A 23,902-nucleotide genomic window follows, 5' to 3' on the forward strand; every position below is an offset into this window, starting at 1 on the left:
TGGAGGGCACGCGCATCGCGAGTGAGACACGCGACACCGGCATCGAACACATTGCTTCCCAGCCATTATCCCGCATGCCAGGACCCGATGACCAACATCAGTAGGCATCGCTTGGGCAACGCGCGCGAGCAAAACCACCCAATTCGGCGATGTGGCTGCCATACTGCGCCACCCCGCACACTTCGGCAGCACACGCCCGGGCGTGCGTTCTTTGACGCAGGTCACACCTCCCGTGCCCGTGGCGGACCATGATCTCCGCCATGCTGTCCCTCAGACATGGGCGTACCGACGAGTACGCGTACGCCCGGAGCCGCCACACCGGAGGGGATACGCCATGGCCGACACCGTGCTCTACGAGGTGAGCGACGGGCTGGCGACGATCACGCTGAACCGCCCCGAAGCGATGAACGCGCTGAACATCGCCGCGAAGGTCGCCCTGCGGGACGCGGTGGAGGCCGCCGCGGCCGACGACGCCGTCCGGGCCGTGCTGCTGACGGCCGCCGGGGAGCGGTCGTTCTGCGTGGGTCAGGACCTGAAGGAGCACATCGGGCTGCTGGCCTCCGACCGGGAGTCCGGGACGAAGCTGACCATGACCACGGTCAAGGAGCACTACAACCCGATCGTCCGGGCGCTGGCCGGGATGCGGAAGCCGGTCGTGGCCGCGGTGAACGGCGTCGCCGCCGGGGCGGGCCTCGGCTTCGCGCTGGCCGCCGACTACCGGGTGGTGGCGGAGACGGCCGCCTTCAACACGTCGTTCGCCGGGGTGGCGCTGACCGCCGACTCCGGGATCTCCTGGACGCTGCCGCGGGTCGTGGGCCCGAGCCGCGCCACCGACCTGCTGCTCTTCCCGCGCAACATCAGCGCGCAGGAGGCGTACGACCTGGGGATCGCGAACCGGCTGGTGCCGGCCGCGGAGCTGCGCGCCGAGGCCGAGCGGGTGGCCCGCGGGCTCGCCGCGGGCCCGACGGTGGCGTACGGGGCGATCAAGGAGGCGGTGGCGTTCGGGCTGTCGCACTCCCTGGAGGAGACCCTGGACAAGGAGGACGAGCTGCAGACGCGCGCGGGCACCTCCGAGGACCACGCGATCGCGGTGCGGGCGTTCGTGAACAAGGAGAGGCCCGCCTACCTGGGCCGCTGACACCCGGGCCGCCGGGCGCGGGGGCGCCGCCCGCGTCAGGCGGCGCCCCGCGCCACACAGTCCGCCAGATGGTCGTCGACCAGGCCGCACGCCTGCATCAGGGCGTACGCCGTCGTCGGGCCGACGAACCTGAGGCCCCGCTTCTTCAGGGCCTTCGACAGGGCCGTCGACTCCGGGGTGACCGCGGGGACGTCCGCCAGGGTCTTGGGGACCGGGCGTGCGGCCGGGTCCGGGGCGTGGGACCAGATGAGGGCGTCGAGCTCGCCCGGGGCCCAGCCGGCCAGCACCTTCGCGTTGGCCACGGTCGCCGCGATCTTCAGCCGGTTGCGGATGATCCCGGTGTCGGCGAGGAGGCGTTCCTCGTCGGCTTCCGTGAAGGTGGCGACCCGGGCGATCTCGAACCCGGCGAAGGCCGCCCGGAAGCCCTCCCGGCGGCGCAGGATCGTGATCCAGGACAGGCCGGACTGGAACGCCTCCAGGCTGAGCCGTTCGTACAGGGCGTCGTCGCCGTGGACGGGACGGCCCCACTCCTCGTCGTGGTAGGCCACGTAGTCCGGGGTGGACAGGGCCCAGGGGCAGCGCCGGGCGCCGTCCGGGCCCGCGAGGGCCGAGCCGTCGCTCACCGCCGGTCCTCCTGGTCGGGCTTCTCCATGGAGACCTGGCCCCGCGGGGTCCGCGCGCCGGCCAGCGCGGACTCCAGGTCGGCGATCCGGGCGTCGCGCTCGGCGAGCTCGGCGCCGAGGCGGCTGAGGGCGTCGTCGACGTCAGCCATGCGGTAGCCGCGGGCGGCGAGCGGGAAGCGCAGGCTCTCGACGTCGGCGCGGCCGACGGGGCGGTCCGGCGGCAGCGGGTCGCTCAGCCGCTCGGGCGCGGCCTCCGGCAGCGGTCCGTCGCCCTCGCCGCCGCCCACCACGGCGAGCGTCACCGCGCCGACCACGACGGCCAGCGCGACGACCAGGAACAAGAACATGAGCATCGCTGTGGCCCCCACGGTCCGTGATGCGAGCGGTCGGGTGTGTCAGGGTCCGATCGTGCCATGCGACGCTGACGGTTAGGGTCGCAGGCGGCCCGAAGGGCGCACGCAGCGGGAATGTCGAGGGAAGGTCAACAGGGGATGCTCAGGCTGGGCAGTCGCGAGTTCGGCGCGCACGAGCCGGTGATCATGGCGATCGTGAACCGGACCCCGGACTCCTTCTACGACCAGGGGGCGACGTTCCACGACGAGCCGGCCCTCGCGCGCGTGGAGCAGGCCGTGGCCGAGGGCGCGGCCATCATCGACATCGGCGGCGTCAAGGCGGGTCCCGGCGAGGAGGTGTCCGCCGAGGAGGAGGCGCGCCGGACGGTCGGGTTCGTCTCGGAGGTGCGGCGGCGCTTCCCGGACGTCGTGATCAGCGTGGACACCTGGCGTGCCGAGGTCGGCGCCGCGGTGTGCGAGGCGGGGGCCGACCTGCTGAACGACGCCTGGGGCGGCGTGGACCCCGGTCTGGCGGAGGTCGCGGCCCGCTACGGGGTGGGCCTGGTGTGCACGCACGCCGGGGGTGCCCGGCCCCGTACCCGGCCGCACCGGGTGACGTACGACGACGTCATGGCGGACATCCTGCGGGTGACCGTGGGCCTGGCGGAGCGGGCGCTCGCGCTGGGGGTGCCCCGCGAGTCGATCCTGATCGACCCGGGGCACGACTTCGGGAAGAACACCCGGCACAGCCTGGAGGCGACCCGGCGGCTCGGGGAGATGGTGGAGACGGGCTGGCCGGTGCTGGTCTCCCTGTCCAACAAGGACTTCGTCGGGGAGACCCTGGACCGGCCGGTGAAGGAGCGGGTGGTCGGGACGCTCGCGACGACCGCGGTGTCCGCGTGGCTGGGCGCCCAGGTGTACCGGGTGCACGAGGTGGCCGAGACCCGGCAGGTGCTGGACATGGTGGCGTCGATCGCCGGGCACCGGCCGCCGGCCGTGGCGCGGCGGGGACTGGCCTGAGCCCCCCCGCCACGCCCCTTACGCGCCCGGGGTCAGCGGCCCGCCTCCTTGGAGACCAGGGCGACCGCCTCGTCCACGTCGTCGGTGACGTGGAACAGCAGAAGGTCCTGCTCGGACGCCTTGCCCTGGGCCACCAGGGTGTTGGTCAGCCAGTCCACCAGGCCGCCCCAGTACGCGGTGCCGAACAGCACGATCGGGAAGCGGGTGACCTTCTGGGTCTGGACGAGGGTGAGGGCCTCGAAGAGTTCGTCGAGGGTGCCGAGGCCGCCCGGGAGCACCACGAACCCCTGGGCGTACTTGACGAACATCATCTTGCGGACGAAGAAGTACCGGAAGTTCAGGCCGATGTCGACGTAGGGGTTGAGGCCCTGTTCGAAGGGCAGCTCGATGCCCAGGCCGACGGAGGTCCCGTTCGCCTCGAGGGCGCCCTTGTTGGCCGCCTCCATGGCGCCGGGGCCGCCCCCGGTGATCACGGCGAAGCCGGCTTCGACCAGGCCCTGGCCCAGCCGCACCCCGGCCTCGTACTCCGGGGAGTCCACCGGGGTGCGCGCGGAGCCGAACACGCTGATCGCGGGCGGCAGTTCGGCGAGCGTGCCGAAACCCTCGATGAACTCCGACTGGATGCGCAGGACCCGCCAGGGGTCGGTGTGGACCCAGTCGGTGGGGGCGCGCTCGTCCAGCAGGCGCTGGTCGGTGGTGCCGGCCTGCACCTGGTGGCGCCGGCGCAGCACCGGCCCCAGCCGCTGCTCGTCGGGTGGCTGCTTTTTCCCCTCGGGGTTACCGGTAGCCATGTGCGCTCCCTCCGTGTGCCAGGACGTTCCACCTCAGCGTAGATCTACGCGGGTTACCCGCGAGGGACGTCAGCATGTCCGCCCCGCGTCGTCCCAAACCCCCGGCGCCCCGATCGGGTCACGCGGTGAGCCACGCGCGCAGCCGCTCCTCCCCCGCGAGGATCTTCGCCGTCTCGACGCGTTCGTCCCGCTTGTGCGCCAGGTGCGGGTTGCCGGGGCCGTAGTTCACGGCGGGGACGCCGAGGGCGGAGAAGCGGGAGACGTCCGTCCAGCCGTACTTGGGCCGGGGGACGCCGCCGACGGCCTCCATGAAGGCGGCGGCGGCCGGGTGGGACAGTCCGGGCAGGGCGCCGCCGCTGTGGTCGTCCACGACGAACTCCTCGACGCCGCAGTCGGCGAACACCTCGCGGACGTGCGCGACGGCCTCCTCCTCGGTGCGGTCGGGGGCGTAGCGGAAGTTCACGGTGACGACGCACTCGTCGGGGATGACGTTGCCCGCGACGCCTCCGGAGATGCCGACCGCGTTCAGGCCCTCGCGGTACTCCAGGCCGTCGATCACCGGGTACCGCGGCTCGTAGGAGGCGAGGCGGGCCAGGATCGGGGCGGCCGCGTGGATGGCGTTGGAGCCCATCCAGGAGCGCGCGGAGTGGGACCGCTCGCCCTTCGTCCTCAGCAGCACGCGCAGGGTGCCCTGGCAGCCGCCCTCGACCTCGCCGTCCGAGGGCTCCAGGAGCACCGCGAAGTCGCCCTCGAGCCACTGCGGGCGGTTCTCCGCGATGTGCTTGAGGCCGTTGAGCTCGGCGGCGACCTCCTCGTTGTCGTAGAAGACGAACGTGAGGTCGCGGTTGGGGGCCGGGACGGTGGCCGCGATGCGCAGCTGGACGGCGACGCCGGCCTTCATGTCGCAGGTGCCGCAGCCCCACAGGACGCCGTCGTCGTCGAGCCGCGAGGGCACGTTGTCCGCGATGGGCACGGTGTCGATGTGCCCGGCGAGGACGACCCGCTCCGGCCGGCCGAGGTCGGTGCGTGCCAGGACGTTGTTGCCGTACCGCTCGACCGTCAGGTGGGGCAGGGCGCGCAGGGCGGCCTCGATGGCGTCCGCGAGGGGCTTCTCCGAGCCGCTCTCGGAGGGGAGGTCGACCAGCCGGGCGGTGAGCAGGGCGGCGTCGAGGCTGAGGTCAAGGGAGGTGTCGGCCATGGGGCCGACCCTAACCCGCGGCCCCGATCCGCGGTCCCGTCCCTCTTTTCCCACCGTCCTCCTACCACTCAGTAGCCTCGGCTACCTTGGAGGCGTGCCGAAGACGTCGCCTTCCTCACGCCGTGGCCGCCTCCTCCGCAGGGGGGCGGCCCTCCTGGTCCTGCTCGCCGTCGCGGGGTACCTCGCCGTGCAGTACGTCACCGGTGGCGCGCGCACGCCGGGCTGCGCGGTCGTCTCCGCCCGGGGGGACGGGGCGCGGTACGAGTTCACGCCGGAGCAGGCGGTGAACGCGGCGACGATCGCCGCGGTGGGCACCGGGCGGGGGCTGCCCGAGCGGGCGGTGACGATCGCGCTCGCGACCGCGCTGCAGGAGTCGGCGCTGCGCAACATCGGGCACGGCGACCGTGACTCGCTGGGCCTGTTCCAGCAGCGGCCCTCGCAGGGCTGGGGCACCGAGCGGCAGATCATGGACCCGACGTACGCGGCCGGCGCCTTCTACGAGCACCTGGTCAAGGTCCCGGACTACACCCGGCTGCCGCTGACGCAGGCCGCGCAGCGCGTGCAGCGCAGCGGTTTCCCCGAGGCGTACGCCAAGCACGAGGCGGACGCGGAGCTGCTGGCCGCCGCCCTCACCGGCCGCGCCGCCGCCACGCTGACCTGCGACGGCCGTCCGGAGACCACGCCCACCGCGGGTACGGACCGGGTGCGGGCGGCGCTGGTGCGGGACTTCGGGCGCGACGCGCTGCAGTCGGCCGCCGCCGAGGTGGGCGGCACGGCGTCGCCCTCCCCGTCCGGCGTGCGGGACGGGGACGGGCGGACCGTGGTGCTGCCGGTGGCCGCGGACGGACGGGACGGGAAGAAGCGGGCGGCCGGTGAGCGCGGCTGGCAGCTGGCGCACTGGGCCGTGGCCAACGCGTCGCGGCTGCACATCGAGCGGGTGGCGTTCGCGGGGCGGGAGTGGACCGCCGGGCACACCGACAGCCGGTGGCGGGCGAGCGGGGCGCGGGGCGCCCCGGACAGCGGGAGCGCGGTGGACGCGGTCCGGATCACCACGTCGCGGTAGTACGGGCAGACGTTCAGGGACTCACTCCGCGGGGTTACCGCGGGTGTCGCCGGGCGCCGGGGCGGGCAGGCTTCCGCCCGGCCGGTCCCGCGCGGCCAAAACCCCTGGGAACAAAGGGATGCAAGGGTTCCGCACCCGTTTCGACGCAGAGCGTTATGCCCGTTTTTGTCCGCAGGCGATTATGCGACGCATTGCCAACTCTTTACATTGTCGCGCCGCAACCTTCCCGGCCTTCGAGCGGTAGTCACTGCGCCGAGCCCGGAGATCAACAGCCTGTCGGTCAACTGCCGGGCCTGGTCGGACACTTCATCGTTCTCATCCGACTTACCCGTCGAAGGAGCATCATGACCCTCCCCCTGACCCGCCGGATCGCCCGTGCCGCGCTGATCGTCGCTGCGGGAGCGGCTGCCGGGGTCGGTGCGGCCGGCTCCGCCAGCGCGGCCCCCGAACTGCCCGACGCGTCCAAGCTCGGCGGGCTCTCCGCCCTCGACGGCTCGAGCGTCGTCGACGGCGCCGCCCAGAACGCCACCGGGCTCGCGAGCGGTGCCGTCGACAGCGCGGTCGACCAGGCGCTGCCGACGGCCACGCAGACCGGCGACAAGGTCACCAAGAAGGGCACGAAGGCCGCCAAGAAGGCCGGCGGCAAGGTGACGAAGACCGGCGGCAAGGTCGCGAAGAAGGCCGCGCCGACCGCCCAGCAGACCGCGGGCGGCGTGGCCGGGTCGGTCGGCACCGTCCTCGGCGACACCGCGGGTGCCGCCACGCAGGGCGGGCTGCCCGCCACCGGCTCGCTGCCGGTGCAGGGCCTGCCGATCGGCTGACGCGGCCGCACGCGGACGACAGCGGCGGGGTCCGGGACGCTTCCCGGACCCCGCCGCTGCGTGTGTCTCAGGCCAGCCGCTCGACCGCGGCCCGCACCCGCTCGTCGGTGGCCGTGAACGCCACCCGCACATGCCGGGCGCCGGCCTCGCCGTAGAAGTCGCCGGGCGCCACCAGGACGCCGCGCTCGGCGAGGTGCGCCACCGTCGACCAGCAGGACTCGTCCCGCGTGGCCCACAGGTACAGGCTCGCCTCGCTGTGCTCGATGCGGAAGCCGTGGCCCTCCAGGGCCGTGCGCAGGGCGGCGCGACGGGCCGCGTAGCGCTCACGCTGGACGCGGACGTGCTCGTCGTCGCCCAGGGCCGCCACCACGGCCGCCTGGGTCGGCGCGGACGTCATCATGCCGCCGTGCTTGCGGATCTCCAGCAGGGGGGCCAGCACGGCCGGGTCGCCCGCCAGGAAGGCGGCGCGGTACCCGGCGAGGTTCGAGCGCTTGGACAGCGAGTGCACGGCGACCAGGCCGTCGTACGAGCCGCCGTTGACGTCCGGGTGCAGGACGGAGACCGGCTCGGCCTCCCAGCCCAGCTCCAGGTAGCACTCGTCGGAGAAGACCAGGACGCCGTGCTCGCGGGCCCAGGCGACGATCCGGGTCAGCTCCTGCTTCGAGAGGACCTGGCCGGTCGGGTTGGACGGGGAGTTCAGCCAGAGCAGCTTCAGCCCGCGCGGGTCCAGCTCGGCCCCCGAGGCGCCGGCCGCGAATGTCTCCGGGTCGTACACCTCGTACCCGGCGCGGGCCAGCCGCGCGCCCACCTCGTACGTCGGGTACGCCAGGCGCGGGTACGCCACCCGGTCGCCGGGACCGAGACCGAGCTGCGTCGGGAGCCAGGCGACCAGCTCCTTGGAGCCGACGATCGGCAGGACGTGCCGGTGGGTGACACCGCGGGCGCCGAGCCGGCGCTCCACCCAGCCCGTGATCGCGTCACGCAGCGCCGGGGTGCCCCACACCGTGGGATAGCCCGGGGAGTCCGCCGCGTCGATCAGCGCCTTCTGGATCAGCTCGGGAACCGGGTCGACCGGGGTGCCGACGGAGAGGTCGACGATGCCGTCCGGGTGCGCCGCGGCCGTCTTCTTGTACGGCTCCAGCTTGTCCCAGGGGAAGGTCGGGAGGCGGTCGGAGACTGCGGACACGGGATGTCGCTCACTTTCTGGTACGGCCGGAAACGCCGACGCCCCGGTCCCGTACGGCGGTCGAGGCCGTACGGGACCGAGGCGGCACGCTGGGCGGGTCGCCGATGGGGGTTACCCGTTCTGCGGCGGCAGCGCGGCGATGAAGGGGTGGTCCCGCTCGATCAGACCGAGCTTGCTGGCGCCGCCGGGGGAGCCGAGCTCGTCGAAGAACTCGACGTTCGCCTTGTAGTAGTCCTTCCACTCCTCCGGAGTGTCGTCCTCGTAGAAGATCGCCTCGACCGGGCAGACCGGCTCACAGGCACCGCAGTCGACGCATTCGTCCGGGTGGATGTACAAGGACCGCTGGCCCTCGTAGATGCAGTCGACCGGGCACTCCTCGATGCACGCCTTGTCCTTGACGTCGACACAAGGCTGCGCGATGACGTAGGTCACGCTGTCGTTCCTCCTCGATTGGGCGCTGGCGGGCCTCCTCAGGCTCCGCCGCCTGGCGCGCGGGAGCGCGGCGTCGTCGATGCCCGCCCCTAGTATCTCCGTTCTTGGGCATGATCCGAACAGGAGGGGTGAACTGACCTGTGGAAATCTCTGCGACCGGGCGCCTTGAGGTCCGTATCACCGCTGCTGACGTGGGCAAACGGGTCTCCGTACGCCGCCTGGCCGATGCCGCTGGTCCGGGTGAGAAGTTCACCGACACGGTGGGCGTGCTCGCATCGTGGGACGACGGAGTGCTGCTGATCACACGGAAGAGTGGTGAGACCGTCCACATTCCGGAAGCCTCGCTGGTCGCCGGGAAGGTGGTGCCGGCCGCTCCGGCCCGCCGCCGCGGCCCCGCCGCGACCTATGAGGAGCTCGCGCGTGTCGCGGCGCGCGCGTGGCGGCCCGTGGAGAGCGAGCGGCTCGGCGGCTGGGAGCTGCGCGCCGCCGCCGGCTTCACCCGCCGCGCCAACTCCGTCCTGCCCATGGGGGATCCCGGGCTGCCGCTGGACGCCGCGCTCGACACCGTGCGCCGCTGGTACGCCGACCGGGGACTGCCTGCCTACCTGCAGACCGCGACCGGCGCCGAGGGCACCCAGGAACGGCTGTGCGCGGAGCTGGAGCGGCGCGGCTGGGAGCGCGAGGTGACCGCCGAGCTGTGGATCGGGGCGCCGGCCCCGGTCGCCGACCGGCACGAGGGCTCCGGAGTGGTGCTGAGCCGGGAAGCGGACGAGGCTTGGCTTGCGCGGTATCAGCGCAAGGGAGTGAGCGACGTGGCCCTGAAGGTGCTGGGCAGCGGCCCGTCGGTGTGGTTCGCGTCCGTCCCCGCCGGGGACGGCGAGGCGCCCGCCGCGATCGGGCGCTGTGTCGTGGACGGCCGGTGGGCCGGGTTCTCCGCGGTCGAGGTCGACCCGGCGATGCGACGGCGGGGGCTGGCCCGGCGGGTGATGGCCGCGCTGTCGGCGCGGGCCCTGGAGGAGGGGGCGTCGGCGGCCTGGCTCCAGGTCGAGACGGACAACGCGGGCGCGCGCGGCCTGTACGCCGGGATGGGCTTCGCCGCGCACCACGCGTACCACCACTACCGATCCGCCTGAGCGGCGGTACCGATCACCGTGGAAGGGCACGAGCCGGCTATGCGTCCCCTGTATCCCCCGACCCCCGAGCGCTCCGCCGAGCTGCGGCGGCGGTTCGCCGAGGAGGCGCGGTCCGAGCGGCCCGACCTGTCCGCGCTCTGCCTGCTCATCGGGGCCGAGGCGGACGGGGAGCTGGACGAGGCGGGCATGGACGCCGCGCAGCTGGAGCTGGACGAGCTGGCGGGCCGGCTGCCGTACCGGCCGGGCGGGCCGCGCGCGTGGGCGGTGGCGCTGCGGGACCTGCTCGGCGAGCGGCACGGGTTCCGCGGCTGCGCGGCGGACTACGAACGGCTGGAGTCGTCGCTGCTGCATCAGGTGCTGCTGCGGCGCAGGGGGCTGCCGATCCTGCTGTCGGTGGTGTGGATGGAGGTGGCCCGGCGGGCCGGGGCCCCGGTGTACGGGGTCGCGCTGCCCGGGCACTTCGTCGTCGGGTTCGGCCCTGCCGGGGAGCAGGTGCTCGCCGACCCGTTCGACGGGGGGCGGGTGCTGACCGGCTCCGACGCGGAGGTGCTGGTGGCCGGGGCGACGGGGGCGCCGCTGGAGCCGTCGATGCTGACGCCGGCCGATCCGCTGGAGGTGGTGACGCGGATCCTCAACAACGTGCGCGCGTGGGCCGCGGCCCGGCCCGAGCGGACGGATGTGGCGCTGTGGGCGGTGGAGCTGTCGCTGCTGCTGCCGGCGCACCCGGCCCGGCTGCGGTTCGAGCGGGGCAAGCTGCTGGTCCTGCGCGGTGACTTCGTGCGGGGGGCCGTGGAGCTGGAGGAGTACGCCGAGCTGATCGACGTGGTGGACGAGGGGGCGGCGGAGCAGGTGCGCGCGGAGGCCCGCGCCGCCCGGGCCCTGCTCAACTGACCCCTGGGCGGCCGGACTACAGCCAGCCCTTCTCCCTCGCCATGCGCACCGCCTCCGCGCGGTTGCGGGCCGCCAGCTTCTGGATCGCCGTCGACAGGTAGTTGCGGACCGTGCCCTGCGACAGGTGCAGGGCCGCCGCGAGTTCGGCGTTGGTGGAGCCGTCCTCCGCGGCGCGCAGCACCTCCCGCTCGCGGTCGGTGAGCGGGTTGGCGCCCTCGGCGAGGGCCGCCGCGGCGAGGATCGGGTCGATGACCCGCTCCCCCGCCAGCACCTTCCTGATCGCCTCGGCGAGTTGGGCCGCCGGGGCGTCCTTGACGAGGAACGCGTCGGCGCCGGACTCCATGGCGCTGCGGAGGTAGCCGGGGCGGCCGAACGTGGTCAGGACGACGAGCTTCACGGCGGGCAGCTCGGCGTGCAGGAGGGCGGCCGCCTCGATCCCGGTCGCGCCCGGCATCTCTATGTCGAGGAGGGCCACGTCCACGTCGTGCGCGCGGGCCGCCGCCAGTACCTCGTCGCCGCGTGCCACCTGGGCGACCACCTCGATGTCGTCCTCCAGGCCGAGCAGGGCGGCCAGGGCCTCGCGCACCATGGACTGGTCCTCGGCGAGGAGGACCTTGATCGTCGGGCTCATGCGCCGGATCCTACGTCCGCCGGGACACCCGTGGCCGGGGCCCGGGCGATCAGGCGGAAACCGCCGCGGGTCCGGCCCGCCTCCAGGGTGCCGCCGGCCTGGGCCAGGCGTTCCGTGAGCCCGGTCAGACCATGCCCAGGAGCACCGCCCGGACCGCCCTGACCGTCGTCCTCCACGGCGAGTTCCACGAGGAGGCCGTCCAGCGTCTGGCGGCGCAGGAGCTCCACCGTGCAGCGCCGGGCACCGCTGTGCCGTACGACGTTGGTGACGGCCTCGCGCAGCGCCCAGGCCAGGGCCGTCTCGCTGTCCTCCGGGACACCGGCGAGGTCCGGTTCGGCGGGCAGCTCGGCGGTGATGCCGGCCGCCGTCAACGCGACCTTGGCGCCCGCCAGTTCCTCCAGGAGCCGGGGCTTTCGGTAGCCGGCGACGGCGGCGCGGACGTCGACGAGCGCCTGCCGGCTGACCTGTTCGATGTCGGCGACCTGCTGGGCCGCCTTGTCCGGGTGGCCCGGCAGCATCCGGCCGGCCAGCTCGCTCTTCAGCGTGATCAGGGACAGCGAGTGGCCGAGCAGGTCGTGCAGGTCGCGGGCGAGCCGCAGCCGTTCCTCGTTGGCCGCGAGCCGGGCGACCGTGGCGCGGGCCTCCCGCAGTTCTATCGTCGTGCGGATCAGCTCGCGCACGCCGGTCATGGAGAAGCCGCCGAGCAGGGCCGGGAAGAGCAGCCCGGTCAGGAAGGACGTGCCGCCCGGCACGGCGAGGGCGGCGCCGGTCAGGAGGGCGGACACGGCCGGGATCGTCCAGCGGGCCAGGCGGAACGGCAGGGCGGCGCCCGAGGCGATGGCCACGTACACGAAGAGCACGAGCCACTGCCGGCCCAGGGTCAGGCTGAGCACGGTCGACTGGGCGGCCAGCACCGCCACGGAACCGAGCACGACGCGGTTGTGCTCGCCGCGTCCGGCGCGGAAGACCAGCGCGAAGTACCAGGCGACGAAGGCGGCCAGGCCGATCCATCCGAGGACCACGACCCCGTCGCTGTGGCCTCCGTGGAGCAGGTCGTCGACCGGCGCGCCCAGGTAGGCGAGCCAGATCCCGACCCAGAGGAACTTGACGACCTGCTGTCTGCGGTTCTGCGGGCGTTGCCCCATGCCGACGCTGCTCACGCTTTCAGCGTGTCCTTTCGGTACAGCCAGGCCGCGCCGCCGCTGAACAGCGCGAAGAACACGGCGAGGAGGGCGATGTCCCCGGCGTGCGGGGCCTGACTCTGTTCGATGGCCTGACCCAGTGCAGCGTACGCGCGGGTGGGAACCCACTCGGCGATGTCCTGGAGCCAGCCCGGGAAGGTCGTGGTCGGCATCCACAGGCCGCCGAGGATGGACAGACCGAAGTAGGTGATCATCGTGATGGGCCGGACCGCGTCACCGGTCGCGAGGTAGCCGATGGCGACGCCCAGCGCGGCGAAGACCAGGCTGCCGGTCCAGATCGCCCCGGTGAGGGCGAGCCACTGCCAGGCGTCCAGGCGCACGTCCTTGCCGACGGCGGCGACCAGGAAGACCATCACGATCGCGGGCAGGCTCACCACGGCGGCGCCGGCGGTCTTGGCGAGGACGTAGCCGCGGCCGGGCAGCGGGGTGAGCCGCAACTGCCGTACCCAGCCGCTCTCCCGCTCCTTGGCGATGCGTTCGCTGTTGCCCATCAGGACGGCCGTCAGGGCGCCGAAGGACGCCATCGAGACCATCATGTAGGTCGGCAGGGTCAGTCCGGTGCCGTCGACCTTCGTGGTGCTGTCGGCGGTGCCCGCGATCAGCAGGAACAGGATCGACGGGTAGGCCACCGAGAAGAACAGCGACTTGCGGTTGCGCAGGGCGCGGGCGAGTTCGAGGCGGATCAGGGCGTTCACGACGGGCGGGCCTCCTCGGCGGCGGTGATGGCGACGAACGCCTGCTCGAGGCCGAGCCCGGCGACTTCGAGATTGCGGGGGTACAGGCCGAGGCCGTACAGGGCGTGCACGGTCGCGTCGGCGTCGGCGGACTGCATGCGCACGGTCTGGCCGGAGACGTCGCAGCGCGTCAGGGAGGGCAGCGCCCGCAGCGCGTCCGTGTCGAGCGGGCCGTCCAGGTCGAAGGAGATCCGGCGGGCGCCCGCCTTCGCCTTGATCTCGGCGGCGGTGCCGTCCGCGAGGAGCCGGCCCCGGTGCAGCACCAGGACGCGGTCCGCGATGGCGTCGGCCTCCTCCAGGTAGTGCGTGGCGAACAGGACCGTACGGCCCCGGTCGGCCTGCTCGCGCATGGTCGCCCAGAACGCCTGGCGGGCGGTGACGTCCATGCCGGTGGTGGGCTCGTCGAGGACGATCAGGTCGCTGTCGCCGGCCGTGGCGAGGGCGAACCGGACGCGCTGCGCCTGCCCGCCGGACAGCTTGTCGACCTTGCGGTCGGCGATCTGGGTGACACCGGCGCGGGCGAGGACGTCGGAGACGGGGTACGGCCGTGGGTGCAGGGAGCAGGCCAGGCGCACCAGTTCGGCGACGGTGACCCCCTCCATCAGCCCGCCGCTCTGGAGCATGGCGCCCACCCGGCCCGCGACGATCGCCTCGCGCGGGTCGGTGCCGAGGACGCTGACCGTGCCGCTGTCGGGCCGCTTGAGGCCGAGCAGCAGGTCGAGGGTGGTGGACTTGCCGGCCCCGTTCGGGCCGAGCAGGGCGACGGTCTCTCCCGGGTGCAGCGCGAGCGTCAGTCCGTCGACGGCGCGTACGTCCCCGTAGGTCCTGGTCACCCGGTCGAAGCCGGCCACCGCGGCGGCCGTTTCCACGGCTGTCGTTGTCATGGGTCCAGCCTGGCCGCCGGGCGGGGGTGCCCGGCAGTGCCGCCGGTCCTGTGTGCCGGATGACAGATGTCATACGGCGGGCCAGGGGGTACCCGGCGCCCGCCGTGTGCCCCCTGGCCCGCCGCGCCGTGACTAGTTCGGGTCGGTGTCGATGGTGACCGTGCGCTCCGCCGGGGTCTTGCCGCGCAGTGCCTTGCGCAGGGCGGAGGCGACGTCCTCCGGGAGGACGTCCCGCTTGCCGCTGGCGCCGTTGATCTGCACCCCAGCGAAGGTGGTGCCGTAGGCCGTCTTGAGGGCCTTCAGGTCGTAGGTGTCGACGAGCTTGCCGTCGACGGCCTTCGCCCCGAGGATCTTCGGCAGGGACAGCGAGCCGAACTGGATGCTGTGGGCGGCGTCCGTCTGGATGGTCACCTTGGTGGCCATCGCCGGTTCGGCGAACTCCTTCATGAACCGGTCGACCTCGGCCTTGCCGACGGTCGGCTGCCGCGTGGTCGTCGGCACCTGGACCGCCGCCGCCCGGCCGGTCTCCACCTGGGTGCGGTACGCCGCCTCGACGGCGGACGTCGAGCGGGCGACGTCGATGCCGGCGCCCGGCTTGCCGTACACGGCGACCGCCTTGCCGGTCTTGAACGAGACCGTGCCCTCGGTCACCGATCCGCTGCCGCCGGAGGCGGCCTGGAGGGCGGCGTGCAGCTTCTCCTCGTCGGTGGGCATGACCGGCTCGACGACCCGCTGGTTGCCGAACAGGGAGCCGATGACGGAGACGGGGTTGTAGTCGCTGCTGGCGGCGTCGCTCACCGTCTGCTGCATGTCGAACTGGAGCCCGGCCTTGTCCGGGTCCAGCGGGACGGTCCGGCCGCCCACCGACAGCTTCAGCGGCTTGCCGACCCGGTCCTCGAAGGCGTCGTCGAGCTTCTTGACGGCGTCGTCGCGGGTGCCGCCGCCGATGTCGACGCCGAGCACGGTGGTGCCCTTGGGCACGTCGGTGTGGTTCATCAGCAGACCGGCGCCGTACAGGCCGCCCGCGAGGACGACCAGGCCGCCGCCGAGCAGCGCGAGCTTGCTGCGGCCCTTCTTCTTCGGCGCGCGGGCCGCAGGGGTGCTCGGCGCGGCCGGCTCGGGCGCGCCGGTGCCCGGCCCCCGGGAGCCGCCCTGCGGGCCGCCCGACACGACCGGGATGCCGCTGGTGACGGTGTGCCCGGAGACGTTGTCCGCGACGCCGAAGTGCGGGTGCCCGGGCTCGGGGGCGTGCTTCTGCGGGGTGAGGATCGCGGTGTCGTCGCTGAGGCCGCCGCCGGGGACGTACTGGGCGGTGCCGGGTCCCGCGGGGCCGGGGCGGCCCGGGCCCGCCTGGATGCCGGGGGCGCCGGGACCGGCCGGGCCGGAGCCCATGGGCCCGCGGGACCTGCCGGCTCCGCCGCCCGCGAGCGGCGGCACGGGCGGGCCGTCGCCGGTGACGGGGCCGGTCGTCGGGCCCGTGGGGCCCTGCGGGCCGCCGCCGGGGCCGCCGGGGCCGAAGTCGTTCGGCCCGTTGAAGTCGTCGATGCCGCCGGGGCCGCCGGGGCTGTCCGGGGCGTTGAAGTCGGCGGCCGGGTCGATGTTGCCGGGACCGCTGTAACCGCCCTGGGGGCCGTTGCCGTTCGGGCCGGGCCGGCCGTTCGGACCGCTGGAGCCGTTCTCCGAGAAGTACGGCAGGTCGTCGCGGCGGGCCTCACCGGCGGGCGGACGCGCGCCGGGACCGCCGGACGGGCCGGTGCCGCCGCGCGGTCCGGCCGCGAGCGCCTCGGTGACGTCGAAGGAGCCGGTGCCGCCGCCGTGGCCCGGGGCCACCGGGCCGCCGGTCGCGCCGGGCAGCCCCGTGCCGGTGCCGCCGGACGGGCGGGGGCCGCCCTCGGTGCGGGCGCCGGGCACGTTCACCGAGCCGACGACGCCACCGGGGCGTCCCGAACCGGCGCCGGGGCCCTTGGGGCCGGTGGCGGACGGTCCCGAACCGGTGGGCGCAGCCGTCCCGTTGCCCGACGGTCCGCTCTGCGGGCCCTTCGCGGACGGGGACTTGCGCGGAGCGAACCAGTCGCTGGCCTTCTCCTCCGCCGGAGCCGCGGGTTCGGCCGCCGGTTCGGCGGGGGCCGGGCTCGCGGCGGGTGCGGCCGGCGCCTGGGGCTCCGGGGTGTCCGCGGCGGCGCCGGGCTTCCCGCTGTCGGAGACGGGCTTGCGCACGACGACCGGCGGGATCGGCCGTGATCCGGGGATGTTGATCCGGATGCGGGTCGTCAGCGTGGTCTCGGTCTTGCGTTCCTCCGGCGCGCCCGAACGGGCCGCGGCCGCACCGCTCTCGGAAGCCACGGGGGTCCCGTACGGCGGCGTCCCCGAAGGGTATGCGGCTCCGCCGCGCCCGTCGGGCCCGGAGGACGGAGTGTCAGTTTCACGACTCAAGGCAGGTTCTCCCGGTTGGCTCCGCCGCCCGTACCTCACTGCGTCGGGCGGCTCGGCGGCGCGCACCACCATACTGGCCACTTCTGACGCGTATCCCACGACCGCCTGGGAAACCCACACGGGACTCGCACGTGCACGGTATGAAGAAGTGGTACGTCACTTGCCAAGTCGGACCCCGTCACCACCCGGTTGCCGTAGCGGGGCAAGGGTGGCGCAGATCACAGCCACGGCCATCCCTCCGAGGAGGAAGAGGTAGGCGGAGGCGCCTGTGCCGAAGAGGAAGTCGCCCTCGGGGCGGCTGGCGGTGAGCAGGATGACGGTGATCGCCCAGCCCGCGGCGGCGGCGACGGCCCCGCCCCGGCTGCCCGTGGCGCGGGCGGCGCCGAGCATCAGCCCGGCCTCCCCCGCGAGCGCGAGCAGCAGGCCGCCCGGGAACCAGGCGGGCTGCACCAGCGCCCCGGCGATCCCGACCAGGGCGCCGAGCACGAGGAGCCCGAGGTAGGCGAGGACCCGGAGGGCTGAGGGGGCCTTCAGCGGCCGGGCGAGCATCGAACTCATGACGTCTCCTCGATCCCCGCGAACAGGTCGGTCTCGGGGGCGCCGACGGGCTCCCCCTGGGCCAGCTCGTAGTACTCGGTGGTCAGCAGCGGCTGGGCGAGTTCGTTGGACAGCGCGAAGTACCGGCCGGACACGTCGATCTGGGTGGCGTGCGCCCGCATCGCCGCGGCCTTGGCGGCGGCGGCGCGCTCGGTGCCGTCGATCACGGTGGTGACGCGCTCGTCCTCGACGACACCCGGTACGTCGGCGGCCGTGGCGGACTTGGTGAACGGCAGACCGGGCAGGTCCGCCTGGAGCCGGGCGAACGCCTCGTCCACGGCGGTGCGCGGGACGCGGTTCCAGTAGACCTTGGGGATGCGCCAGCCGGCCTCGGCGGCCAGCTCGGCGCCGCGCATGGCGACGCGGTGGGCCTGGATGTGGTCGGGGTGCCCGTAGCCGCCGTTCGGGTCGTAGGTGACGAGGACCTGGGGGCGCACCTCCAGGATGACGTCCACGAGCGCGCGGGCCGCCTCGTCCAGGTCCGCCCGCCACAGGCACGCCGGGTCGTCGTTGTCGGCGGTGCCCATCATCCCGGAGTCCTCGTAACGGCCCGGACCGCCGAGCTGACGGAAGTCCTCGACGCCGAGCTCGCGCATCGCGGCGGTCAGCTCGCCGAGGCGGTACTCGCCCAGCGCGGCGCCGGTGAGGTGGCGCAGCCCGGCGGGGATGACCTCGCCGTGCTCACCGAGGGTGCAGGTGACCAGCGTGACCCGCGCCCCCTCGGCCGCGTACGTGGCCATGGTGACGCCGTTGTTGATCGACTCGTCGTCCGGGTGCGCGTGCACGAGGAGAAGACGCCGGGCAGGCAGTTCCGTCATGGGGGCCAGCCTACGAGGCCACGGCGGCCGTCACCGGGCGGCCCGTCGTCCACGTCCACGACCGGCGTCTACCGTTTCCGTGACGGAGTCGTCGCGGTCGGTGATCTGTCCGGTGGCTGTCCGGTGGTGTCCGGGCTTGTCGGTGCCGGGCGGGCGGGTACGGAGCGGGGCGGCACGGCCGTACGACGGAGGGGCGCGACATGACGGTGGACGGGGAGATCCGGCGGCTCAAGAGCGAGGCGGACGAGCCGGGTTGGGAGGTGGATCCGGACGACGACTGGGGTCTGGCGGTCGTCGCGACCGTGGGGCGGCAGCTCAAGCTGCGGCGGGAGGCGGTCGGGATGCGGGCCGCCGCGTTCGGGGAGGCCGTGGGGTACGGCGAGGACATGGTCTACAAGATCGAGGCCGGGAAGCGGATTCCCCGGCCCGAGTACCTGGATCTGGCGGACGAGGTGCTGGGCGCCGGCGGGCTGCTCGCCGCGATGAAGGAGGACGTGAGGAAGGTCCGGTACCCGAAGAAGGTGCGGGACCTGGCCCAGTCGGAGGCGCGGGCCGTCGAGATCGGGGTGTACGAGTGCAGCAATATCGCCGGGCTGCTGCAGACCGCCGGACACACGCGGGCGCTGCTGGAATCGTGGCAGCCCGCCTACTCACCCGAGGACCTGGAGCGGCGCGTGGCCGCGCGTATCGCCAGGCACTCCGTCTTCGACCGCTCACCGGCCCCTGCTCTCAGTTTCGTCCTGGAAGAGTCGACGCTCCACCGCAGGGTGGGAGGCACAATGGTGCGGCGACAGCAGTTCGAACGCCTTCTGGAGGTCGGGCGGTTCAGCAACGTCGCCCTCCAGGTGATGCCGATGGACAGCGCGGCCCATCCCGGCTTGAGCGGGCGGATCGAAGTGCTCAAGTTCGAGGACGGAACAGCCGTGGGACGTTCGGACGGTGCGTTCAACGGCCGGCCGACGTCCGACCCGAGGCAGCTCCGCGTCCTCGAACTGCGCTATGGCACCATCCGGGCGCTGGCGCTCCCGCCGCGGGAGTCACTGGCACTCATCGAACGACTGCTGGGAGAGACATGATCCGCGAGACCGCCGGACACGCCTACGAGTTGGCCTGGCGCAAGAGCAGTTACAGCAGCGGCCCCGACGGCGACTCCTGTGTGGAGGTCGCCCGCACCCCGGGCACCGTCCACGTCCGGGACTCCAAGGACGTCGCCGGACCGCGGTTGGCGCTCACGCCCGCGGCTTGGGCCGGGTTCGTGGCGTACGCCGCCGGGCGGTGAGTGGGGCGGGCTCCGGACCGGTGGGTGCGGAGCCCGAGTGGGGCGGGCGGCTCAGAACTTGATGCTGCCGATCATGCCCGCGATGTTCGTCGTCAGCTCACTGATCGTGGGCGCGACGGTCGAGGACGCCAGGTAGAAACCGAGCAGCATGCAGACGATCGCATGGCCCGCCTTCAGCCCTGACTTCTTGATCAACAGGAAGACGATGATCGCCAGCAGCACCACCGCCGAAATCGAGAGTGCCACGGCGGCTCACCTCCAAGAATCCCAAGCGGGGGTCGGTCTATGGGGGCAGATAAATCCATGCAGCAAGCCAGCAGGTTCATACCCACTATGCGACAGTGATCATAACGATCGGTACGTGCGCATCGGTCGGCGCACAGCCGCACAAGGGGGCGCACTGGCCAATATGGTCGGGGCATGACGACCGAGCCAGTCTCCTTCCCCAGGCGGCACGCCCGCACCCAGAGGTTCACCTTGGGAGCGCCCCGCGCGTTCACGGTGGCGCCCGACGGTTCCCGTGCCGTGTTCCTGCGCTCCTCCTCCGGTACGGACCCGGCGAGTTCGCTGTGGGTGCTCGACACGGCGGAGGGTCAGGAGCGCGTGACGGCGGACCCGCGCGCCCTGCTGGGCGGGGCGTCGGAGAACCTCCCGCCCGAGGAGCGCGCGCGACGCGAACGCAGCCGTGAGGGAGGCGCGGGCATCGTGTCCTACGGCACCGACGCGGCCGTCGAGTTGGCCGCGTTCGCCCTGTCGGGGCGCCTGTTCACGGCGGAGCTGCGGGCCGGCACGGCCCGTGAACTGCAGGTCCGCGGACCGGTGATCGACCCGCACCCCTCGCCCGACGGACGGCACGTGGCCTACGTCGCACGGGGCGCGCTGCGGGTGGTCGGCGCGGAGGGCGAGGACGACCGGGCGCTCGCCGAACCGGAGTCGGACGGGGTCACCTACGGCCTGGCGGAGTTCGTCGCGGCCGAGGAGATGGGCCGTCACCGGGGGTACTGGTGGAGCCCGGAGTCGGACCGGCTGCTGGTCGCGCGCGCGGACGACACCCCGGTGCGGCGCTGGTGGATCTCCGACCCGGCCCACCCCGACCGGGCGCCGCGGCAGGTGCCGTACCCGGCGGCGGGGACGCCCAACGCGGAGGTCCGGCTCTTCGTGATCGGCCTGGACGGGGCGCGCACGGAGGTCTCCTGGGATCGGGCGCGGTATCCGTATCTGGCGCGCGTGCACTGGTCGGCGGCGGGTGCGCCGCTGCTGCTCGTCCAGGCGCGCGACCAGCGCAGCCAGCTGTTCCTGGCCGTGGACCCGGCGACGGGGACGACCCGGATGGTGCACGCCGACGAAGATCCACAATGGCTGGAACTTTTCCCCGGTGTGCCGTGCTGGAGCCCGTCCGGTCACCTGGTGCGCATCGCCGACGAGGGCGGCGCCCGGGTGCTGGCGGTGGGTGAACGCCCGCTGACGGGTCCGCAGTTGCATGTGCGCGCGGTGCTCGACGTGTCCGACGACGATGTGCTGGTCTCGGCGTCGGCCGGTGCCTCCGCGACCGATCCCGAGATCGGCGAGGTCCATGTGTACCGGGTGAACGAGCTCGGCGTGGAGCGCGTCTCGCAGGAGCCCGGCGTGCACGCGGCGGTGCGTTCCGGAGGCGTGATCGTGCTCGTCTCCCACACGCCGGACCGACCCGGGGCTCGGGTCCAGGTGCTGCGCGACGGCAAGGCGATTGGCTTGGTCCGGTCGCATGCCGAAGATCCTGGAGTGACTCCCCGGCTCACGCTCACCGAGGGGGGCGCACGGCGTATCCCGTGCGCCGTGCTTATGCCTCGGGACTACGCCGGTGACACCCCCCTGCCGGTGCTCCTGGACCCGTACGGTGGCCCGCACGGGCAGCGGGTGGTGGCCGCCCACAACCCGCATCTGACCTCGCAGTGGTTCGCCGACCAGGGCTTCGCCGTGATCGTCGCGGACGGCCGGGGCACCCCGGGCCGCTCTCCGGCCTGGGAGAAGGCCGTCAAGGACGACATCGCGGCGGTCGTCGTCCAGGACCAGGTCGACGCCCTGCAGGACCTCGCCGAGCGGTTCCCGCTGGACCTGGGACGGGTAGCGATCCGGGGCTGGTCCTTCGGCGGCTACCTCGCGGGCCTCGCGGCACTGCGCCGCCCCGACGTCTTCCACGCGGCCGTCGTCGGCGCCCCCGTGACGGATCTGCGCCTCTACGACACCCACTACCAGGAGCGCTATGTCGGGCACCCCGGCGAGCAGCCGGAGGTCTACCGGCGCAACTCCCTGATCGACGACGCCGGTCTGGTGGACGCGGCCGAGCCGCACCGCCCGATGATGATCGTGCACGGCCTGGTGGACGACAACGTGGTCGTCGCCCATTCGCTGCGGCTCTCCTCGGCCCTGCTCGCCGCCGGCCGCCCGCACGAGGTGCTGCCGCTGTCCGGCGTGACGCACATGACCCCGCAGGAGGAGGTCGCCGAGAACCTGCTGCTGCTCCAGCTCGACTTCCTCAAGCGGTCGCTCGGGCCGGCCTAGAAGGCAACGGACCGGGGTGCCCATGGGCACCCCGGTCCGTTTACGGCACCCGCACGGCCGTACGCTGTTCAGCCTGACGCGTCCGTATATCGGAACCGGGTCGGTCGAGTTGCCTGCGTGTTAACGCGGTTCGTGGCCCTTTGCGGTGTTACGGGCGGGCTTCCGCGGTCACCACCTGCTTCTCCTCCGCGAAGTGGCACGCCGACGGATGGGCCGCCGGACCCCCCGCCGCGCGCAGCGGCTCCGGCACCGCGAGCACCGGCACCTCCTCGGCACAGCGTTCCCGCGCCTTGAAGCAGCGGGTGCGGAAACGGCAGCCGGAGGGCACCTGGGTCGGGGACGGGACGTCGCCGCTGAGGACGATCCGCTCACGGCGGGTGCGGGCCCGCGGGTCCGGGACGGGGACCGCGGAGAGCAGCGCCTGGGTGTAGGGGTGCGTGGGATGGTCGTAGATCTCGGCGTCCCCGCCGGTCTCCACGATCCGCCCGAGGTACATCACACCGACCCGGTCCGAGATGTGCCGGACGATCGACAGGTCGTGGGCGATGAAGACGTACGACAGGCCGAACTCCCGCTGCAGCCGCGCCATCAGGTTGATCACCTGGGCCTGCACGGAGACGTCGAGGGCGGAAACCGGCTCGTCGGCGACGATGATCTCCGGGCGCAGCGCCAGGCCGCGCGCGATGCCGATGCGCTGGCGCTGCCCGCCGGAGAACTGGTGCGGGTAGCGGTTGATGTGCTCGGGGTTCAGCCCGACCACGTCGAGCAGTTCGCGCACCCGGCGGCGCCGGTCGCCCTTCGGGGCCACCTCGGGATGGATGTCGTACGGCTCCCCGACGATGTCGCCCACCGTCATCCGGGGGTTGAGCGAGGTGTACGGGTCCTGGAAGACCATCTGGATGTTGCGGCGCACGGCCTTCAGGGCGCGGCCCGACAGCCGTGTGACGTCCTCGCCCCGGTACCGGATGGTCCCGGCCGTCGGGCGTTCCAGGTTGACCAGCATCCGGGCGACCGTCGACTTGCCGCAGCCGGACTCCCCCACCACGCCGAGGGTCTCGCCACGGTGGAGGGTGAGGTCGACGCCGTCGACCGCCCGCACCGAGCCGACCTGCCTGCGCAGCAGGACGCCCCGGGTGAGCGGGTAGTGCTTCACCAGTCCCTCGACCTCGAGGATCGCCTCAGGCATGCAGGCACTCCGTCCGGAAGTGGCAGGCGCTGCCGCGCACTTCGGAGACCGCGTACAGCGGGGGCTCGTCGGAGCGGCAGACGTCCCGGGCCATCGGGCAGCGGGGGTGGAAGGCGCAGCCGGGCGGGATGCGCGTGAGGTTGGGCGGCAGCCCCCTGATCGCGGTCAGCTCCCGGCCCTTGAGGTCGAGCCGGGGGACGGAGTCGAGCAGGCCCCGGGTGTACGGGTGGGCGGGCGCCTTGTAGATGTCGTGGACCGGCGCCGACTCCACGATCCGGCCCGCGTACATCACGGCGATCCGGTCGGCGACGTCGGCGACCACCCCGAGGTCGTGGGTGATCAGCACGAGCCCCATCCGGTACTCCCGCCGCAGCTCGGCGAGCAGGTCCATGACCTGTGCCTGCACGGTGACGTCGAGGGCGGTCGTCGGCTCGTCGGCGATGATCAGCGCCGGTTCCAGCGCGATCGCCATGGCGATCATGATGCGCTGGCGCATGCCGCCGGAGAACTGGTGCGGGTACTGCTTCACGCGTTCGCGGGCGCCCGGGATGCGCACCCGGTCCATCAGTTCCACGGCCCTGGCGCGGGCGTCCTTGCGGGACATGCCCCGGTGCACGACGAACATCTCGCCGAGCTGGTCGCCGACGGTGAGCACCGGGTTCAGGGACGACAGGGCGTCCTGGAAGATCATCGCCATCCCGGCGCCGCGGACCCGCCGCCGCTCCTCCTCGCCGAGCCTCAGCAGGTCCCGCCCCTGGAACAGCACCTCGCCACCGGTGATCCGGCCCGGCGGCGAGTCCAGGATGCCCATCACCGCCTGCGCGGTCACCGACTTGCCGGAGCCGGACTCGCCGAGTACCGCGAGCGTCTCCCCCGCGTCCACGCCGAAACTGACTCCGTTGACGGCACGGGCGATCCCGTCCCGGGTCCGGAACTCCACCTTCAGGTCACGTACGTCGAGCAGCATCG

Annotated in this window: 25 protein-coding genes; 9 read left to right on the forward strand and 16 right to left on the reverse strand. The window is 73.3% G+C overall.

The features are described from left to right. Positions 1 to 334 precede the first annotated feature (334 nt). Positions 335 to 1,138 (forward strand): enoyl-CoA hydratase-related protein, encoded by an 804-nt coding sequence (locus ACFV46_RS30885; protein WP_361936750.1) that lies wholly within the window; start codon positions 335 to 337, stop codon positions 1,136 to 1,138. Between the two features lie 35 nt (positions 1,139 to 1,173). Here ACFV46_RS30885 and ACFV46_RS30890 read toward each other — a convergent pair whose 3' ends face one another. Then, positions 1,174 to 1,761, reverse strand: coding sequence for a DNA-3-methyladenine glycosylase I (locus ACFV46_RS30890; RefSeq protein ID WP_151785712.1), 588 nt, complete (start codon positions 1,759 to 1,761; stop codon positions 1,174 to 1,176). Next, on the reverse strand, positions 1,758 to 2,114 hold the full coding sequence (locus ACFV46_RS30895) for a DivIVA domain-containing protein (RefSeq protein ID WP_376729408.1): 357 nt from the start codon (positions 2,112 to 2,114) through the stop codon (positions 1,758 to 1,760). The genes ACFV46_RS30890 and ACFV46_RS30895 overlap by 4 nt, the downstream gene beginning before the upstream one ends. 138 nt (positions 2,115 to 2,252) lie before the next feature. On the opposite strand from ACFV46_RS30895, the gene folP reads away from it, so the two are divergent. Beyond that, a complete protein-coding gene (folP, locus tag ACFV46_RS30900) occupies positions 2,253 to 3,113 on the forward strand; it encodes a dihydropteroate synthase (protein WP_361936756.1) in 861 nt (286 codons plus the stop codon). A gap of 32 nt (positions 3,114 to 3,145) precedes the next feature. Here folP and ACFV46_RS30905 read toward each other — a convergent pair whose 3' ends face one another. Both ACFV46_RS30905 and dapE read right to left on the reverse strand, forming a co-directional pair. After that, on the reverse strand, positions 3,146 to 3,904 hold the full coding sequence (locus ACFV46_RS30905) for a TIGR00730 family Rossman fold protein (protein WP_361936758.1): 759 nt from the start codon (positions 3,902 to 3,904) through the stop codon (positions 3,146 to 3,148). Between the two features lie 118 nt (positions 3,905 to 4,022). Next, entirely contained in the window at positions 4,023 to 5,102 is a 1,080-nt protein-coding gene (dapE, locus tag ACFV46_RS30910; protein WP_385500648.1) for a succinyl-diaminopimelate desuccinylase, read from the reverse strand. 94 nt (positions 5,103 to 5,196) lie between these two features. Between dapE and ACFV46_RS30915 the strand changes: the two genes are divergently transcribed. Together ACFV46_RS30915 and ACFV46_RS30920 are read left to right on the forward strand one after the other, a co-directional pair. After that, positions 5,197 to 6,165 (forward strand): heavy metal transporter, encoded by a 969-nt coding sequence (locus ACFV46_RS30915; RefSeq protein WP_385500650.1) that lies wholly within the window; start codon positions 5,197 to 5,199, stop codon positions 6,163 to 6,165. A 344-nt stretch (positions 6,166 to 6,509) separates the two neighbouring features. Further along, positions 6,510 to 6,986 (forward strand): ATP-binding protein, encoded by a 477-nt coding sequence (locus ACFV46_RS30920; RefSeq protein WP_361936763.1) that lies wholly within the window; start codon positions 6,510 to 6,512, stop codon positions 6,984 to 6,986. 67 nt (positions 6,987 to 7,053) lie between these two features. Here the strand turns inward: ACFV46_RS30920 and ACFV46_RS30925 are convergent, their stop codons facing one another. Further along, positions 7,054 to 8,172, reverse strand: coding sequence for a bifunctional succinyldiaminopimelate transaminase/glutamate-prephenate aminotransferase (locus ACFV46_RS30925; protein WP_385500651.1), 1,119 nt, complete (start codon positions 8,170 to 8,172; stop codon positions 7,054 to 7,056). Between the two features lie 111 nt (positions 8,173 to 8,283). Then, positions 8,284 to 8,604, reverse strand: a complete 321-nt coding sequence (gene fdxA, locus ACFV46_RS30930) for a ferredoxin (protein WP_010474859.1) — start codon at positions 8,602 to 8,604, stop codon at positions 8,284 to 8,286. Between the two features lie 140 nt (positions 8,605 to 8,744). Between fdxA and ACFV46_RS30935 the strand changes: the two genes are divergently transcribed. Both ACFV46_RS30935 and ACFV46_RS30940 read left to right on the forward strand, forming a co-directional pair. After that, positions 8,745 to 9,737 carry a GNAT family N-acetyltransferase gene (locus tag ACFV46_RS30935; protein WP_376729411.1) on the forward strand — a complete coding sequence of 331 codons (993 nt, stop codon included), beginning with the start codon at positions 8,745 to 8,747 and terminating at the stop codon, positions 9,735 to 9,737. Between the two features lie 39 nt (positions 9,738 to 9,776). Then, positions 9,777 to 10,628, forward strand: coding sequence for a transglutaminase-like domain-containing protein (locus tag ACFV46_RS30940; RefSeq protein ID WP_385500653.1), 852 nt, complete (start codon positions 9,777 to 9,779; stop codon positions 10,626 to 10,628). 16 nt (positions 10,629 to 10,644) lie between these two features. Here the strand turns inward: ACFV46_RS30940 and ACFV46_RS30945 are convergent, their stop codons facing one another. The 7 genes from ACFV46_RS30945 to mshB form a co-directional block, all read right to left on the reverse strand. Continuing rightward, positions 10,645 to 11,259, reverse strand: coding sequence for a response regulator transcription factor (locus ACFV46_RS30945; protein ID WP_376729412.1), 615 nt, complete (start codon positions 11,257 to 11,259; stop codon positions 10,645 to 10,647). Next, a complete protein-coding gene (locus ACFV46_RS30950; RefSeq protein ID WP_385500655.1) occupies positions 11,256 to 12,419 on the reverse strand; it encodes a sensor histidine kinase in 1,164 nt (387 codons plus the stop codon). The genes ACFV46_RS30945 and ACFV46_RS30950 overlap by 4 nt, the downstream gene beginning before the upstream one ends. After that, positions 12,416 to 13,156 (reverse strand): ABC transporter permease, encoded by a 741-nt coding sequence (locus tag ACFV46_RS30955; RefSeq protein ID WP_385500657.1) that lies wholly within the window; start codon positions 13,154 to 13,156, stop codon positions 12,416 to 12,418. Before ACFV46_RS30955 ends, ACFV46_RS30950 begins: the two co-directional genes overlap by 4 nt. Next, on the reverse strand, positions 13,153 to 14,079 hold the full coding sequence (locus tag ACFV46_RS30960; protein ID WP_361936777.1) for an ABC transporter ATP-binding protein: 927 nt from the start codon (positions 14,077 to 14,079) through the stop codon (positions 13,153 to 13,155). Before ACFV46_RS30960 ends, ACFV46_RS30955 begins: the two co-directional genes overlap by 4 nt. A gap of 132 nt (positions 14,080 to 14,211) precedes the next feature. Continuing rightward, positions 14,212 to 16,512: a hypothetical protein gene (locus ACFV46_RS30965; protein WP_385500659.1), complete on the reverse strand. Its 2,301-nt coding sequence runs from the start codon at positions 16,510 to 16,512 to the stop codon at positions 14,212 to 14,214. 156 nt (positions 16,513 to 16,668) lie between these two features. Then, positions 16,669 to 17,070: a DUF6113 family protein gene (locus tag ACFV46_RS30970; RefSeq protein WP_361937028.1), complete on the reverse strand. Its 402-nt coding sequence runs from the start codon at positions 17,068 to 17,070 to the stop codon at positions 16,669 to 16,671. Continuing rightward, positions 17,067 to 17,927: an N-acetyl-1-D-myo-inositol-2-amino-2-deoxy-alpha-D-glucopyranoside deacetylase gene (gene mshB / locus ACFV46_RS30975; protein WP_385500661.1), complete on the reverse strand. Its 861-nt coding sequence runs from the start codon at positions 17,925 to 17,927 to the stop codon at positions 17,067 to 17,069. The genes ACFV46_RS30970 and mshB overlap by 4 nt, the downstream gene beginning before the upstream one ends. 200 nt (positions 17,928 to 18,127) lie before the next feature. Between mshB and ACFV46_RS30980 the strand changes: the two genes are divergently transcribed. Both ACFV46_RS30980 and ACFV46_RS30985 read left to right on the forward strand, forming a co-directional pair. Beyond that, positions 18,128 to 19,003 carry a helix-turn-helix domain-containing protein gene (locus ACFV46_RS30980; protein ID WP_385500662.1) on the forward strand — a complete coding sequence of 292 codons (876 nt, stop codon included), beginning with the start codon at positions 18,128 to 18,130 and terminating at the stop codon, positions 19,001 to 19,003. After that, a complete protein-coding gene (locus tag ACFV46_RS30985) occupies positions 19,000 to 19,206 on the forward strand; it encodes a DUF397 domain-containing protein (protein WP_151785693.1) in 207 nt (68 codons plus the stop codon). Before ACFV46_RS30980 ends, ACFV46_RS30985 begins: the two co-directional genes overlap by 4 nt. A gap of 51 nt (positions 19,207 to 19,257) precedes the next feature. On the opposite strand, the gene ACFV46_RS30990 is transcribed toward ACFV46_RS30985, so the two are convergent. Further along, complete coding sequence (locus ACFV46_RS30990; protein WP_003992731.1) at positions 19,258 to 19,452, reverse strand: hypothetical protein; 195 nt, start codon at positions 19,450 to 19,452, stop codon at positions 19,258 to 19,260. A 174-nt stretch (positions 19,453 to 19,626) separates the two neighbouring features. Here ACFV46_RS30990 and ACFV46_RS30995 point away from each other — a divergent pair, with 174 nt between their 5' ends. After that, positions 19,627 to 21,747: a prolyl oligopeptidase family serine peptidase gene (locus ACFV46_RS30995; protein ID WP_385500664.1), complete on the forward strand. Its 2,121-nt coding sequence runs from the start codon at positions 19,627 to 19,629 to the stop codon at positions 21,745 to 21,747. Positions 21,748 to 21,895: 148 nt separating this feature from the next. Here the strand turns inward: ACFV46_RS30995 and ACFV46_RS31000 are convergent, their stop codons facing one another. Together ACFV46_RS31000 and ACFV46_RS31005 are read right to left on the reverse strand one after the other, a co-directional pair. After that, on the reverse strand, positions 21,896 to 22,933 hold the full coding sequence (locus tag ACFV46_RS31000) for an ABC transporter ATP-binding protein (RefSeq protein WP_376729418.1): 1,038 nt from the start codon (positions 22,931 to 22,933) through the stop codon (positions 21,896 to 21,898). Next, positions 22,926 to 23,900 carry an ABC transporter ATP-binding protein gene (locus ACFV46_RS31005; protein WP_376729419.1) on the reverse strand — a complete coding sequence of 325 codons (975 nt, stop codon included), beginning with the start codon at positions 23,898 to 23,900 and terminating at the stop codon, positions 22,926 to 22,928. The genes ACFV46_RS31000 and ACFV46_RS31005 overlap by 8 nt, the downstream gene beginning before the upstream one ends. Between the last annotated feature and the right edge of the window lie 2 nt (positions 23,901 to 23,902).

The sequence above is a fragment of the Streptomyces sp. NPDC059852 genome, assembly GCF_042731455.1.
In the GTDB taxonomy this organism is placed as follows: Bacteria; Actinomycetota; Actinomycetes; order Streptomycetales; family Streptomycetaceae; genus Streptomyces.